Below are 13522 nucleotides of genomic sequence, written 5' to 3'. Positions count from 1 at the left end.
GGCGCGGCTTGTCGTGTGCCGGGGCCGGGCCGGCCTGCTCATGCCTGAGTAGGCCGGTCCAGCTCCTCGATAACCTGGTTCATCTGATTCACTTCGTTGAGGAAGGCCCTGTTGCACACCGTGCAGATGGCGGTGAGCCGGAGCCTGCGGATATCCAGCCCCTGCTCCTTCATGAGGGCGTAGATATTGTCCAGCCGCTGCGCCATGGCCTTGTATGCGCCCTCGTAGGGGCACTCTTCGCCGCACGACATGATGATGATTCCGCCGATCCCCTTCTTGAAACAGTCCAGGTAGAATTGCTCCGGAAAGAGAACCGGGGCCTTCACCTTGAGGATGTACGTGTTGGGCGGATACGAGGCGTGCGCCTGGCCCACGGAGTCCGCGCCCGGATAGGCGCAGCTCTCGGTCGCCAGAATCAGGATCTTTCCGTGCTCGTTCACGCGTGCCTGGCCCATAGCTACCTCGCTTACTTCTTCCGGCGGACGAAGTGCTTGTCGTAACCGTCCACGGAGAGCATACCCAGATACTCGTGGCCCACCTTCTTGGACCAGGCCGGGATGTCGGTCCGGGTGCCGGAATCGTTGGAGTAGATCTCGATGATCTCGCCGACCTTGACCTTGCCGATGCCTTTCTTGGCTTCGAGAAGAGGGCCAGGGCAGGCGCTGCCACGCGCATCTGCGGTGCTGCTGACTTCGACTGTGGAAAGATCGATCTCGGACATGGCTACATCTCCTTGTGTGTGGTTCGTTTCAAAACAAAGGTGATTACCGTGTACGGCCCTTTGACTTCGAAGTTGATATGGTCAAAACAACAGTCCTTCCGGATTCGTTTCAGATCCTCCACGAACGATTCATCGTCGCACAAGATCTCGATGCTCCCCCCCGGCGGCAATCTGTTCATGATCGCTTCCACCTGAAGTATGGACAGAGAGGTGATTGAGTTTCGGATGTCGACACGGACCATTCCCTTTCGCTCCATGTGTGCCCAATCGTTTGCATCGTTGCCCTGGGTAATAGCGACATGCGTGCCAACGCGGCCGGGCCGTGGCGAATTTTCGACATTACTCAGCAACTGTTTGTATTGACTGTAAATTTTTTTAAAAGCGGGGTGACTGGACCAGAGAATTCGCCACGCCCCTTGCGTAGAGGGTGTTCAACTGTTATGTTTCTGAACAGCTGTTTCGTTAACAAGCTGAACAGGTGAACCATGAAGCCATACGACCTCAACGAGTATTGGAAGACCGTGGTGAACACGATCCAGGACGGCGTGATGATCGTCGATCCCGATGGCCTGATCGTCTCCACCAACCGCGCCTTCGAGGACATCACCGGCTACTCCCACCAGGATTTGATCGGCGAGCGCTGCACCGTGCTCAAGTGCACATCCTGCGAGTACGCCCGCGACCACAAGGGCTGCCACTGGTGCGCCATGTTCCGGGTGGGAGAGCTGCGTCAGCAGCGCTGCGCCGTGACGCGCAAAGACGGCTCCACCGTGCATGTGCTCAAAAACGCCAAGGTCTTGCGGGATGGTGAAGGTGAGGTCATCGGCGCGGTGGAGACCATGACCGACGTGAGCGACCTTCTGGAGAAGGAGACGCAGATCGAGTCCTATCGCAAGGTGCTGCTGGCCGAGGACTCCTACCACGGGCTCATCGGCAACTCCCCAGCCATGCTCAAGGCCTACGACATGATTGCCAACGCGGCGCAGTCGGACGCGCCCGTGATCATTTACGGCGAGAGCGGCACCGGCAAGGAGCTGGCCGCCGCCGCGGTGCACGAGGCCAGCCCGCGCAAGGACAAGCCCTTCGTGAAGGTCAACTGCGCCGCGCTGAACGAGGCCCTGCTGGAGAGCGAGCTCTTTGGACACGTCAAAGGCGCGTACACCGGCGCGCACCGCAGCCGCACCGGCCGCTTCGAGCTGGCCGGCGACGGCGACATCTTTCTGGACGAGATCGGCGACATCCCCCTGAGCACGCAGGTCAAGCTGCTGCGCGTGCTGGAGGACAAGATCATCGAGCGCGTGGGCGACCACAAGCCCATCCCGGTGGAGGCGCGGATCATCTCCGCCACCAACCGCGACCTGCAGGCGCTCATCGAGGCGGGCTCATTCCGACGGGACTTTTTCTACCGCATCAATGTCATCCCCATCCGCATGCCCGCCCTGCGCGAACGCCAGGGCGACATCCCCCTGCTGGCCGAGTCCTTCTTCCGCCGCATCAAGCTGCGCAGTGGAAAGAACATTCAGGGCATTGCGCGTGAGACCATGGACCTGCTGGTGAACTACGCCTGGCCGGGCAACGTCCGGGAGCTGAAAAGCGCCTTCGAGTACGCCTTCATCGCCTGCCGCGGCGACATGCTGGAGCCCGGCAACCTGCCCGGCGAGATCACGCAGAAGGCAAACGACGCCTGCCCGGAGCCGCAGCAAATCTCCGGCGACATCGACGAGATCAAGAAGCAGCGGCTGGTCCAGGCCCTGCAGACAGCCAACGGCAACCAGTCCGAGGCGGCGCGGGCCCTGGGCATCTCCCGCACCACGGTCTGGAACCAGATGAAAAAGTTCAATATCGCGGCCGAGTGAGGTTCTTATAAGGCCGGACACATTGCCGGAGCGCATCGGGGTCCACGCCCCGCCATTACCGGATCGCTTGAGAAACGGTCCGCCTGCGGATATCGTGCAGCGACTGGTAGTGGCGGCTGCGGCGCATGTTCAGCTATTGAACACACGCCAGACCCGGCGTTTCCATCCTCTGGTAACAAACGATAATGCCGCGCAGCCGCGCACCGTCCGGAACCAATAGCCGCTAAATGTCCTGCCTGGAGCCTTGTAATGATTACGGTGTGCTGTGCCGATGCGGATCGCCCGCTCGTCAACGAGCTGTTCGAGCTGTTCAAGACGCCCTTCCGCTTCCATACGCCGGGCGAGGAGGCGCGCATCCTGCTCCACTGCTCTGGTCCGGCGCCGGAGCTGCCCGCACCTCCGTCCTGCGTCATCACGTACAGCCCGACCGCGCAGAACGACTCGGGGCAGAGCAATCCCCCTCGCGCTGTCCAGTTTCTTGGACACGAGCTGCCTATCTACGGCCTGCTGCGCGCGTTTTCCCCCGAGGACGGCGAACCCTTTCTCGTGTCCAGGGACGGCGTGTGGGGCGTGCGAAAAATGGGCGAAGAAACCGACGCATTCCACCTGGGCTATGACCTGCTCGCGGAGCTGCGTCTGCTGCTCACGGACGGCCAGCCGCAGGAGTGGGCCCCGGTCCCGACACTGGACCTGCACATCGCCCTGCTGCGGGAGTGCCTGCGCGCCGCCGGCGTGGAACTCTGCGAGGTGCCGCCGCGGCCGCACGGCGTCAGCCACTTTGTCTGCCTCACGCACGACGTGGACTTCGCGCGCCTGCGCGACCACGGCCTGGACCACTCTACCCTCGGCTTTCTGCACCGCGCCACGGTGGGCTCGTTCCGCAAATGGCTGCGCCGGGACATACCCGCCCGCTATCTCGCGGCCAACCTCCTCGCCGCGGCCAAGACGCCGCTCATCCTGGCCGGGCTGGCCAGGGACATCTGGCTCTGCTTTGACGAGTACCTGCGCTTGGAGGACGGCAGGCCATCGACATACTTCATGATTCCCTACAAGGACCGGCCCGGCGAGAACGTGGGCCTGGACCATCCGGAGCGCCGCGCCGCGCGCTACGACGTGCTCAGCCTCGCCCCGGAGCTGCACAAGGTGCGCGAGGCCGGCTGCGAAATCGGCCTGCACGGGCTGGACGCCTGGCGCGACCCTGCCGCGGCGCAGGACGAGCGCCAACGCATCGCACAGGCCAGCGGTGAGACACCCGCCGGCGTGCGCATGCACTGGCTTTGCTTTGACGAGGGCTCACCCGCCGTGCTGGACCGGGCCGGCTTCGCCTACGACTCTACCTGCGGCTACAACGACGCCGTGGGCTTCCGCGCCGGCACGGCCATCGTCTTCCGGCCGTCCGGGACTGAGAATTTACTGGAAGTACCCATGCATATTCAGGATATGGCGCTCTTCAACAGCAAGTATATGGACAGGAACGCGGCGCAGGCCATGGACGACTGCATGCCCGTGGCCGACCACGTCCTGGCGCACGGCGGCGTGCTCACCCTGCTGTGGCACATGCGCAGCGTGGCGCCGGAGCGCAACCTTGGCGAGTTTTACCAGGAGCTGCTGCAAATCCTCAGCGAACGTGCGACCCGCTTCGCCACGGCCGCCGATATCGCGGCGTGGTTCCGGGGACGGCGGGGAATTATCTTCGGGGATGACGGGGATGACGGGGCTGTTCTGCTCGCGGAGGGGGCGGCCACGCAGGGGTACGCGCTGCTGCGCTATCCGGCCGGAGCGCGCACGGCCATGGGGCAGGCTCCTGCGCCCAGGGAAACGCCGCTCCAAAGCGATGTGGACTGATGGCCCTACAGATTGATTGATTCGGGGACGTACATCTTACGCAGCGTGGCCGATGGCTACTGCATCTCCCGCACCTCGCCTTCATTGATCTCCTGCGCCTCTTCCTCGTTCACCTGGTTGGGGGCGTACTCGTCAGTGGTTTTCAAGCCATAGGAGTACTCATAGAGGTGCTCTTCCTCTTCCTTCAGATGCACCTCGCAGATGTTGGGATCGCGGTTCACCACGGCAAGACAGAAGTACATATCCTCGCCGGATAGTCTGTTCCTGCAGATATCCGGTCGTTGCTGAACAATGGCCTCGCACATGGCTCTGTCCCAACGCACAAGCTCTGTCTGGCAGATGGAAACATCCTTTGTAATGATGGCGGTGCACATGGCCCTCATGCGTCCTTCCAGATGCATGTTGCAGACGCCGATGTACGAGTCCGTAATGCCCAGACACAGATAACCGTCGTCATCGCCGGTGCCGTCGTAGCAGGAGTCCGGGCTGTCCAACGCCAGTGCGCGGCACATGTTGCGTCCATGGCCGAACACGGTGAAGCCGTATGAGTCCGCCACGGCACCCACGATAAATATGCACAGCAATACGATTGTGTAGAATATCCTGATCATATGTCCGGCCTCTGCGTATAATACATATTACTGCGATACAACATGAATACATTTCGTGTCGCTGGTGTCAGCGATGCATGCTCTCGACTATCTCCAGGTACTCGACCTTGTGGCGCTCCCACATCACCGGTTCCATGCGTTGCCACGCCTGCGCGGTCATGGCTGCGCGGCGCTCCGGGTTGTCCATCAGCGCCGCAATGGTCCGCGCCATGTCCTCCGGCGATTCAGACTCGTAGTACGCCAGGGCATCCTCGCCAAAGAAGTCCAAGACCGCCTCGGTCCGGGAGGCGATGACCGGCTTGCGCATGGCCACGTACTCGAACAGTTTATTCGGCAGCATGATGTCCGTGTAGACGTCCTTGATAAGCGCCACCACGCACAGATCGGCCGCGCGCATGGGCTTCAGCAGCTCGGTAAAGGGCTGATAGCCGTGGAAGGCCACCGCATCCCCCAACCGCAGCTCCGCGCACAGCGCCTCCAGCTCGGACTGTTGCTCGCCCTGGCCCACGATGTCCAGCCGCACGTTGCGGCCCTGGTCCAGCAGCAGCCGCATGGCCCGGATGAGCACGGCGTAGCCGTACCGCGGCAGGATGCTGCCGTGGCTGAAGAGCCGGAACGGCTCGCCCTCCTCGTTCTGCAAAGACGCATCGGATTCCGCCGCTGCCTGCGCCTCTTCCGGCAGCTCCGGGACGTTCAGAATAATGGAGAGCTTGCCGGGCGCGAGTCCCCTGCTCCGAAAAATCGCGGCGCACTGCTCGTTCACCGTGATGATCCGGTTCGCCGCCTTCAGGCTCAGCCATTCCAGCACCTTGAGCAGCCGCACCAGGGGATGCCGGCTGGGGATAGCGTAGATGCTCATGAACAGCTCGGGCATGACCTCGTGCATGTCCAGCAGCACCCGAGCCCCCAGCAACCGCGGCATCAACGCGCTGAACACCAGGATGTCGGGCATGGTGTTCACCTGCACCACATGGAACCGCCTGCGGACGTGAAGCTTCAGGCACGCCAGCGTCGCGAGCAGAAGGAAAACGGAGTAGTTCCAGACATATCCCAGCACACCGCCACGCTTGTGCGACATGGGCAACCTGTGGATGCGGGCTCCGCGCCATGTGTCCTCCCGAGGTTCGCCCTCCTTGCGCAGGCAGACCACGTCCACCTCGTGCCCGCGCTCCAAAAGCGCGCTCACCTCCTTGCGCACGCGCGGGTCCTGCGGAAAGTAGTACTGCCGCACCACGCAGACGCGCATGGGGTCGCCGGTCCTGCCGCCGCGCTCACTCATTGCTGCTGGAACTCGAATGCGCCGATGTCCGGCGCCTTGCCTTGTGGCCTGGGGTTGCCGTCGAAATCGTCCTCCACGCCGGCATCGACGCCGGCATCTATGGCCGGGCTGCCCTGGGCCAGATGGAAATCAAGGCCGGCCGGGTCCATAAATTGGGGATCGACGCCCATAAGGTTGGCCCCCTGCAACACCGTGAGCGGCGGGTTGTCCTCGCTGGTCACCTGCATGTCCTCGTCGTTGCTCCAGAAAATGTTGTTCTGAACTACGTCGAACGCCGGCCCCGGAGGCCATGGCCCGCCTGAGTCGAGGTAGCTGGTGAACAGGCCGATGCTGTTGCCGTAGAACACGTTGTGCAGGATCAGGTTGTCCTGACCGGCGTTGACCTCCAGGCCGATGCCCGGCCCCACGGCCGGGTCGCCGGAGTCCATATTGTCGAGAAAGAGGTTGTTGCGGATCACCAGCCGGTCAGAGGTGTAGCAGTCCATGCCCCAGCCGGGCCCGTTGGAAAAAACGCTCTTCTCCACAATGCTCCGGGTGGCGCGCTGGATGAGCACGTTGCCCAGGCGGTAGCGCATGTCGCCGATGGTGTGAACCGCGCCGAAGCCGTTGTGGTCGAAGCGGCAGTTGATGATGCGGATGTCGGTCAGCTCGCCCGGAGACTCGGCCATGAGGCTCGCGCCGTACTCCGGATGGTCGTGGATATTGACGTTGCGCAGGATGATGCCGTTGGACTCCCCGGCCTCATAGGCGTTGATCCCGGTTTTCTGGATGCCGGTGCTGCTGATGTCCACGTCCTGGACCACGAGGTCGTACACCGATCCCGCCAGCCAGATGCCCACGGCGTTGCCGGGTCCGTTGTCGTAAATCTCGCCGTTTTGGATATGCACGTCCATGGCCCCATCCACGCGGATGCCGTCGTGGCGGTTGTGGTGGACGTAGTTGCCCAGCAGATTGACGTTGGAGCCGGTGACGTGGATGCCGAAGACGCCCCCGGATACGTCGAAGCCCTGCACCGTGACGTGGTTGCCGGAAATGAAGAATCCAGGACCGCCGGCGCCATGGACCTCGGGCCGGTCCTGGCCGACGAAGATGATGGGCGTGTTTTCCTTGCCGGAGTGCTCCAGCACGACCGACTCGTTGTACTCGCCCTGCTCCACATAGACCGTATCCCCGGCCCGGGCCACCCTCGCGGCCTGGGCAATGGTGGCGAACGGCGCCGTGGAGGAGCCGTCGTTGGCCCCGGTAGCGCCAGCCTCCACATGGTAGGTGGCCGCCTGCGCCGAAACAGCCAGAAACGCCAGCGCGAGCACGGCGATGCACGTCAGAATGCGCCGCAGCAAGGATGCCCGCGACGCGTTGAACCGGCCATGCGGCCGGCATTGCGGCGTATCATACATCATCAGACGCCTCCTTCGTGGTTTCCTCGTAACCCGATCCGCGCCTTCAGGCGGTGGAGCTGCTCCCGGCGGAAGTACGCGCGGAACTCGCTCGAAACCTGGTACGGCTCCCGGCGCAGGCGTGCGCCGAAGTAACCGGCCAGGAGCGCGGCCGCGCCGAGCACGCAGGGCCGCTCCCGCAGGCGCGATACGGCCCGCACGATCTCGAACAGGGGCGTGTAGCCGATACGGTGGTCCTGCACGCCCAGGCGCACGCGCGCCTTCCACACGCCGGCGCCTTCCGTGCCGGTGAGGCGGTGGTGCAGCACCTTGAGCTCCGGAAAGGTCCGCGTCTCCCAGCCATGCATGCGCGCGGATATCTCGGCCACAGCGTCCTCGCCGCAGGTCACGGGCTGGTACCCGCCGATCTGCTCGTAGCACGCGCGACGGAACATCTGCACCGGGCCGGACACGCTGCCCAGGCTTTGCACCTGGCGCACGAACCCGCCGGGCGTCTTGTCCCACAGGCCGCCCCCGGCTATGCCCAGCTTCGGATTTTCATCGAACAATTGCAACAGCGCGCGGTAGTAGTCCGGCCCAAAGGTCACGTCGGCGTCCAGGATGCCCAGGTACGGGCAGGCGATGTCTTCGAGCAGCGCCATGCCCTCGCGCAGGGCCATGACCTTGGAGGAGAAGTCGCGCTGTGCGCTCCCCTGCCTGCGCAGCAGCCGGATGAAGCCATGGCGGCCGGCAAAGGACTCCACAATGGCGTCGGTTTCGTCCGTGGAGCCATCGCTGACAATAACCCAGCGCAAAGGCTGGATATCCTGCGCAATGACCGACTCGATGGTCGCGCCGATGTACTGCGCCTCGTCGCGCGCCGCCGTGATGAGGACGTATCCGCCGTCACCCGCCATGGCCCAATTGCTCCTTCGGTCGCTCCTTCGGGCTTTGCAGGCCCCATCCCGGGTTGAGCAGCCGGCCCAGACAGGCGAGGCTGCGGCGCGCCTTGCTTTGGAAAATATCCCGCTGCGACGGCCGCGCGATCATCCCGGCTACACCGAAAAGCACGCGCACCGCCTCGTGCAGCATGGTCACCAGCCGGCACCAGACCATTCCGAGCATCCCGTAATGCTTGGCCCAGTACCGCAAAGAGCTGCGCTTCAGCTCCAGATAGAACGGCACTGGTGCGTTGTCCGAGCTGCCGCCGCCGTAGTGGATCACGGCGACCTGCGGGCACAAACAGATGGACCATCCGGCTTGGTGGAATCGCTTGCACCAGTCCAGGTCCTCTCCGTACATGAAAAAGTCCGAGTCCAGCGGCCCGACCTGGTCCAGGGCCTCGCGCCGCACGCCCAGAAAGCAGCCCACCAGGGCGTCCACCTCGTGCTCCCGGTCATAAGCCGATTCCGGGGCGAACTCCCCGCTGGCTATGCCGAACCGCGCGAGAAGCCGATCCAAAGCCAGAGCGCGCAGCACGATGTTCCATGGGTTCGGCAGAATCAGGCAGTTGGCCTGCAGGGTCAGGTCCGGGTTCAGCACCTTCGGCCCCACCATGCCCGCCTCGGGATGCGCATCCATATAGGCGTAGAGCTCGGCAAAACCGCCGGTGTGCATCTCGATGTCCGAGTTGACCAGAAACACGTATCGGCCCTGGCAGTAGTCGAAGCCGAGGTTGTTGCCGCGGGCAAAGCCCAGGTTGGAGCCGCTCTCCACCAGTGTCACCTGCGGAAACTGCTCGCGCACCATGGCCACGCTGCCGTCGGTGGAGGCGTTGTCCACCACCACGCACTGGAACTCCGCCTCCCCCATGGAGCCGTACACGGAGCGCAGGCATTTTTCGAGATAGCCGCGGCCGTTCCAGTTGACGATGAGCACGGAAAAATCGGTCATGCCGCACCGCCGCGGGGCCTGTAGTTTCTGAGGAACGCCCGGTGGCCGACGTGGAAGAGGATCAGCCGGGTCAGGGGGTTGCCAATGGCCGGGATACGATCCAACAGAAAGCTCGCCAGCGGCACGGTGAGCGGCCGGACAAGGGCGTTGCCCACCGCGGCTCCCAGAATGCTCTTGGCCACGACGCGCGGGCCGGTCTCGCAGTACCAGCTTTCGTGGACGTGCTCGTACAGCTCCGGGTCGTCGCGGCTGCCGAGCTCGGCAAAGTACCGGCCGTACGCCTCGCTGAAGCGCACGATCTGCGGCAGTGTCCTGTCGTGGTAGTGGCTGCCCACGGCCTTGTCCGCCAGGTAGAGCCGCATGCCCTGGTCGTGCAGCCGCTTGCCCAGCTCGATATCGTGGAAGATGGCCAGGTCCTCGTCGAACCCGCCCACGGCGCGTACAAACGACGCCTTCATGGAGACGTGGCCGGAAAAGACGTTCCACCAGGGCAGCTCAGCCCCGGGCTCGATGTCGTCCCACTGCCCGGCCGGGTTCATCAGCCTGCGCAGGCCGGTCAGGGGCAGGTCCTCGGGAAAACGGACCACGCCCAGCAGCACGACATTCTCCTCTGGCCGGAGGGTGTGCCCCTCCAGATGCGCGGCCAGCACGTCCGGTCTGGTCACGATGTCCGCATCCAGGAACAGCACCAGTGGCGCGCGAACCCTGGCCAACCCGGCGTTGCGCGCGGCCGAGGCGTTGGAGTTGCGCTCCAGCCGGATGGCCTGCAGCCACTCGCCGCGCGATTGCGCGAACTCCTGGATCAGATCCCAGCTGCCATCCGTGGAGCAGTCGTCCACCACAATCACTTCATACGGTGCGTCCAGCCGCTGCTCTTCCAAGGCCTGCAGGGTCCGCAGCACGATGTCCCCGCGGTTGTAGTGCGGTACGACAACGCTGATGGCCGGGGTGGCGGCCGAGGTAGATTTCTGCGTCAGCTGCGTCATGGCTCGCTCCTGCGCAGCTTGCCGGGCAGGCGGCTGGCGAGCATGTCGATGCCAGTGCGGGCCTCGTGGGTGCTCACCTCCCGAACCACGAAGACCAGAGCAGCCGCATACACGGCCATGGCCAGCGGCACCCGCACAAAGAGGTTCCAGCCCAGACTGTCCATCAGCACCAGCGCGCCGGCCATTACGGCAGTAGCCACGGCTATGCGTCCCATGCACGCCAGCAGCGGACCAAGCCGCAACGATTTATGCAGCAGCCGGACCAGGACAACGAACATCAGGCTCTCGGAGATCAGGCAGGCGGCGGCCGCGCCGGCCGGGCCGAACGCAGGGATGAGCCCTACGCAGGCGATCAGCGTGCAGGCCGCGCCGGCCGCGGATACCCGGAGGGCGGTCCGCTCCCGATTCATGGACATGAGCATGGAGCTGAACAGGGAGTTCATGTAGTCCGGCACCAGGGACAGCGCCAGCAGAGACAGCACCGCGGCGCTCTTGAGGTACTCCTGCCCGAAGATGAGCACCACGGCGTCGCGCCCCACGAACAGGATGCCCACGGCCAGGGGCAGGCTGAGCAGCGAAAGATAACGCAGGCCGTCATGCAGCGTGGTCGAGAACTCGGCCTCGGACCGCCCCCAGGCCAGGGACAGCGCCGGCAGGATGGCCCAGCTCATGGCCTCCGGCAGCATGCCGAACGGCTCCACGAGCTTCAGGCCAGCGGCGTAGATCCCGGCCGCGGCGTCGCCCTGGAACATGCCCAGTGCCACCGTGGGCAGAAACATGTTCAGGTTGATGCAGATGACCATGAGCGCGAACGGGATGCCGCGGACGAGCAGTCGCTTGGCGTAGCGCTTATCGGGCCGGACCCAGCGCAGCCCGAGGTCCCGTTTCGCAAAATACAGGGCCAGGCCGATGGCCAGCGTCAGGGCGGCCAGCCTGGCGAACAAAATCTCTTTGAGTCCGAAGTGAAGCAGCAGCAACACGACGCTGAGCATAAAGGAGCAGGAGGCGAAGACGAACCGCACCTGCCCTTCCCGCATCATGATCTGTCCGGCGCGGAACAAGGAGCAGATGAACCACATATGCCGTTGCGCAGCCACGGCCAGGAAGGCCAGCATGATGACGAACAGCGAGCCGTGGTCCTGCCCGCGCAGGGAGACGAAAAGCATGCAGCACAGCGCGGCCGGCAGGTAGAGCCCTCCCTTGATGACCGAGATGTTGACCAGGAAGCGGCTGGCCCGTTGCGGCTTTCTGGCCACGTCCCGCACGGCCATCCTGTCGAACCCGAAGTCGAAGACGATCAGAAACATCTCGGACGTGGCATAGGCAAAGGCCAGCAGGCCGAACTGCTCCACGCCCAGAAACCGCGCGATGAGCACGGTGATGACGATGCCGAGGATCTTGACCAGGACTTCGGTCGCGATGAGGATGGCGGCGTTGCCGAGGAACCGTTTCCTGCTCATGGCCTGCGCACGCTTCTCTCTGCCCCGCCGTACCGCGCAAAACGGGAGCAGCCCAGAACGATGCCTGCCAGAAAGCACATGTACTGGAAGCGCGTGCCGCCGAAGGAGACGTCCTCGAACATGGAGGAAGCGAATATCCCGGCCAGGCCTGCAAAAGTTCCGAGACACAAGAGGTTTATTTCCGCCAGCCTGGTCCTGATGCCGCGCAGCCCCTTGAAGAACAGGGACGTGCAGGCGAACAGGAAGAGGACCAGCGCGGGTATGCCGAGCTCCGCGGCCAGGTAGAGCAGCATGTTATGTGCGGCCAGCGGTCCGTCGTCCTCGCCGCCGATCATCACGCCAGGATCATACTCCAGCACCACCTGCTTGTAGTTGCCCAGGCCCACGCCCTCCACCGGGTTCGCTTGGATGACTTTGAGCGCCGACTTGGCCAGGGGAATGCGCGACTGCGCAGCGTCGGACTCATCGGAGGACAGCCGGTTGACGATGGTCCCGGCGAACGGCGCGGCCATCATCCCCAGCAAGGGAATGAGGATGGCGAGCATCACGAACGCGCCGCGCAGCCTCCTGCGCGAAAAGCTGCGCTGGGACAGCGCGATAATCACCATGATGGCCAGGAAGAAGCCGATCCAGCTGCCGCGCGACAGGGTGGTGAGCAACGCGATGAAGCCCAGGATGAACGCGCCGAGGCACAGCGCCTTGAACCGCGGCTCCAGCCTGGCGACGCCGAACAGTCCCAGCGCCGGCAGCATGCCCACGAATATCAGGCCGAGGTCGTTGGGGTGGCCCATCAATCCCCTGGCGCGGATCATCTCCGAGCCCACAACCCAGAAGTCCTCGGGCGAGCCGAGAATGTTCAGCCCCAGGACGGCTACCGTAACGTACTGCAGGATGGCGAGGAGCCCGCTGAAACCAGCGGTGAGCGCCATGCAGGTCATGACGAACCGGGCCTTCTCCGCGGAGTCGATGTAGTTGGCCATGAACAGCACAAGGAAGAAGGACGTGAGCAGGCCGGGGATGCGATCCGCCGTGAACTCGGGGTACGTTGCGAAGGTCAGGCTGAAGATGCCCCAGGCCACCAGCACGCCCAGCGGCAGCATGACCGGGGCGAACCAATCCACAGCCGTCTTGCGCCACAGCACCCGGCTGATCCAGATGAAAACCAGCGCAGCCAGGAACACCGCGGTGATCTTGATGGTGATGCCCGGCTCCAGCACGGTGTTGCCGTAGCCGCGGCGAATCCAGGGGTTGATGTCGTACGGCGTGGCCATGAAGAAGACCAGGCCGAGGAACAGCGGCTTCTCCAGCGACCTCATGGCGCGGACCATGAGCGGCAGTACGGCGGCGAACACGGCTATGGCCAGGGTCCATTTGCTGGAGCTCCCCAGGGCAATGGCGGAGCCCAGCACCACGGCAAAGCCGACGATGCTGACCGCCAGAATGTTCTTCTTAAGGTTGTGCTCGTGCAATGCCGTGCTCATGTCCGCTCCCTGCC

General features: G+C 64.0%; 12 protein-coding genes. 2 read left to right on the top strand and 10 right to left on the bottom strand.

The window, feature by feature from the left end:
• Window positions 1–38: 38 nt before the first annotated feature.
• Window positions 39–455: a hydrogenase iron-sulfur subunit gene (locus E8L03_RS01880; protein WP_144306468.1), complete on the bottom strand. Its 417-nt coding sequence runs from the start codon at window positions 453–455 to the stop codon at window positions 39–41.
• Between the two features lie 11 nt (window positions 456–466).
• Window positions 467–721 (bottom strand): sulfurtransferase TusA family protein, encoded by a 255-nt coding sequence (locus E8L03_RS01875; RefSeq protein WP_144306467.1) that lies wholly within the window; start codon window positions 719–721, stop codon window positions 467–469.
• A 485-nt stretch (window positions 722–1206) separates the two neighbouring features.
• Between E8L03_RS01875 and E8L03_RS01870 the strand changes: the two genes are divergently transcribed.
• Together E8L03_RS01870 and E8L03_RS01865 are read left to right on the top strand one after the other, a co-directional pair.
• Window positions 1207–2577 (top strand): sigma-54 interaction domain-containing protein, encoded by a 1371-nt coding sequence (locus E8L03_RS01870; RefSeq protein WP_144306466.1) that lies wholly within the window; start codon window positions 1207–1209, stop codon window positions 2575–2577.
• Between the two features lie 249 nt (window positions 2578–2826).
• Window positions 2827–4422: a polysaccharide deacetylase family protein gene (locus E8L03_RS01865; RefSeq protein WP_171266403.1), complete on the top strand. Its 1596-nt coding sequence runs from the start codon at window positions 2827–2829 to the stop codon at window positions 4420–4422.
• A gap of 56 nt (window positions 4423–4478) precedes the next feature.
• On the opposite strand, the gene E8L03_RS01860 is transcribed toward E8L03_RS01865, so the two are convergent.
• From E8L03_RS01860 to E8L03_RS01825, 8 genes are all read right to left on the bottom strand, one after another.
• A complete protein-coding gene (locus E8L03_RS01860; RefSeq protein WP_171266402.1) occupies window positions 4479–5033 on the bottom strand; it encodes a hypothetical protein in 555 nt (184 codons plus the stop codon).
• A gap of 67 nt (window positions 5034–5100) precedes the next feature.
• Complete coding sequence (locus tag E8L03_RS01855; protein ID WP_171266401.1) at window positions 5101–6312, bottom strand: glycosyltransferase family 4 protein; 1212 nt, start codon at window positions 6310–6312, stop codon at window positions 5101–5103.
• On the bottom strand, window positions 6309–7712 hold the full coding sequence (locus tag E8L03_RS01850) for a right-handed parallel beta-helix repeat-containing protein (RefSeq protein WP_171266400.1): 1404 nt from the start codon (window positions 7710–7712) through the stop codon (window positions 6309–6311). Before E8L03_RS01850 ends, E8L03_RS01855 begins: the two co-directional genes overlap by 4 nt.
• The gene (locus E8L03_RS01845) at window positions 7712–8605 is read right to left on the bottom strand and encodes a glycosyltransferase family 2 protein (RefSeq protein WP_171266399.1); all 894 of its coding nucleotides are present in this window, start codon (window positions 8603–8605) and stop codon (window positions 7712–7714) included. The genes E8L03_RS01850 and E8L03_RS01845 overlap by 1 nt, the downstream gene beginning before the upstream one ends.
• Window positions 8595–9581, bottom strand: coding sequence for a glycosyltransferase family 2 protein (locus E8L03_RS01840; RefSeq protein WP_171266398.1), 987 nt, complete (start codon window positions 9579–9581; stop codon window positions 8595–8597). The genes E8L03_RS01845 and E8L03_RS01840 overlap by 11 nt, the downstream gene beginning before the upstream one ends.
• Entirely contained in the window at window positions 9578–10567 is a 990-nt protein-coding gene (locus E8L03_RS01835) for a glycosyltransferase family 2 protein (protein ID WP_171266397.1), read from the bottom strand. The genes E8L03_RS01840 and E8L03_RS01835 overlap by 4 nt, the downstream gene beginning before the upstream one ends.
• The gene (locus tag E8L03_RS01830; protein WP_171266396.1) at window positions 10564–12027 is read right to left on the bottom strand and encodes a flippase; all 1464 of its coding nucleotides are present in this window, start codon (window positions 12025–12027) and stop codon (window positions 10564–10566) included. Before E8L03_RS01830 ends, E8L03_RS01835 begins: the two co-directional genes overlap by 4 nt.
• Window positions 12024–13508 carry an O-antigen ligase family protein gene (locus tag E8L03_RS01825; protein ID WP_167512574.1) on the bottom strand — a complete coding sequence of 495 codons (1485 nt, stop codon included), beginning with the start codon at window positions 13506–13508 and terminating at the stop codon, window positions 12024–12026. The genes E8L03_RS01830 and E8L03_RS01825 overlap by 4 nt, the downstream gene beginning before the upstream one ends.
• Window positions 13509–13522 lie beyond the last annotated feature (14 nt).

The sequence above is a fragment of the Oceanidesulfovibrio marinus genome (genome assembly GCF_013085545.1).
Classification (GTDB): domain Bacteria; phylum Desulfobacterota; class Desulfovibrionia; order Desulfovibrionales; family Desulfovibrionaceae; genus Oceanidesulfovibrio; species Oceanidesulfovibrio marinus.
The sequence above is the reverse complement of the archived record's forward strand: the minus strand, read 5'-3'. Positions and strand labels throughout refer to the sequence as shown.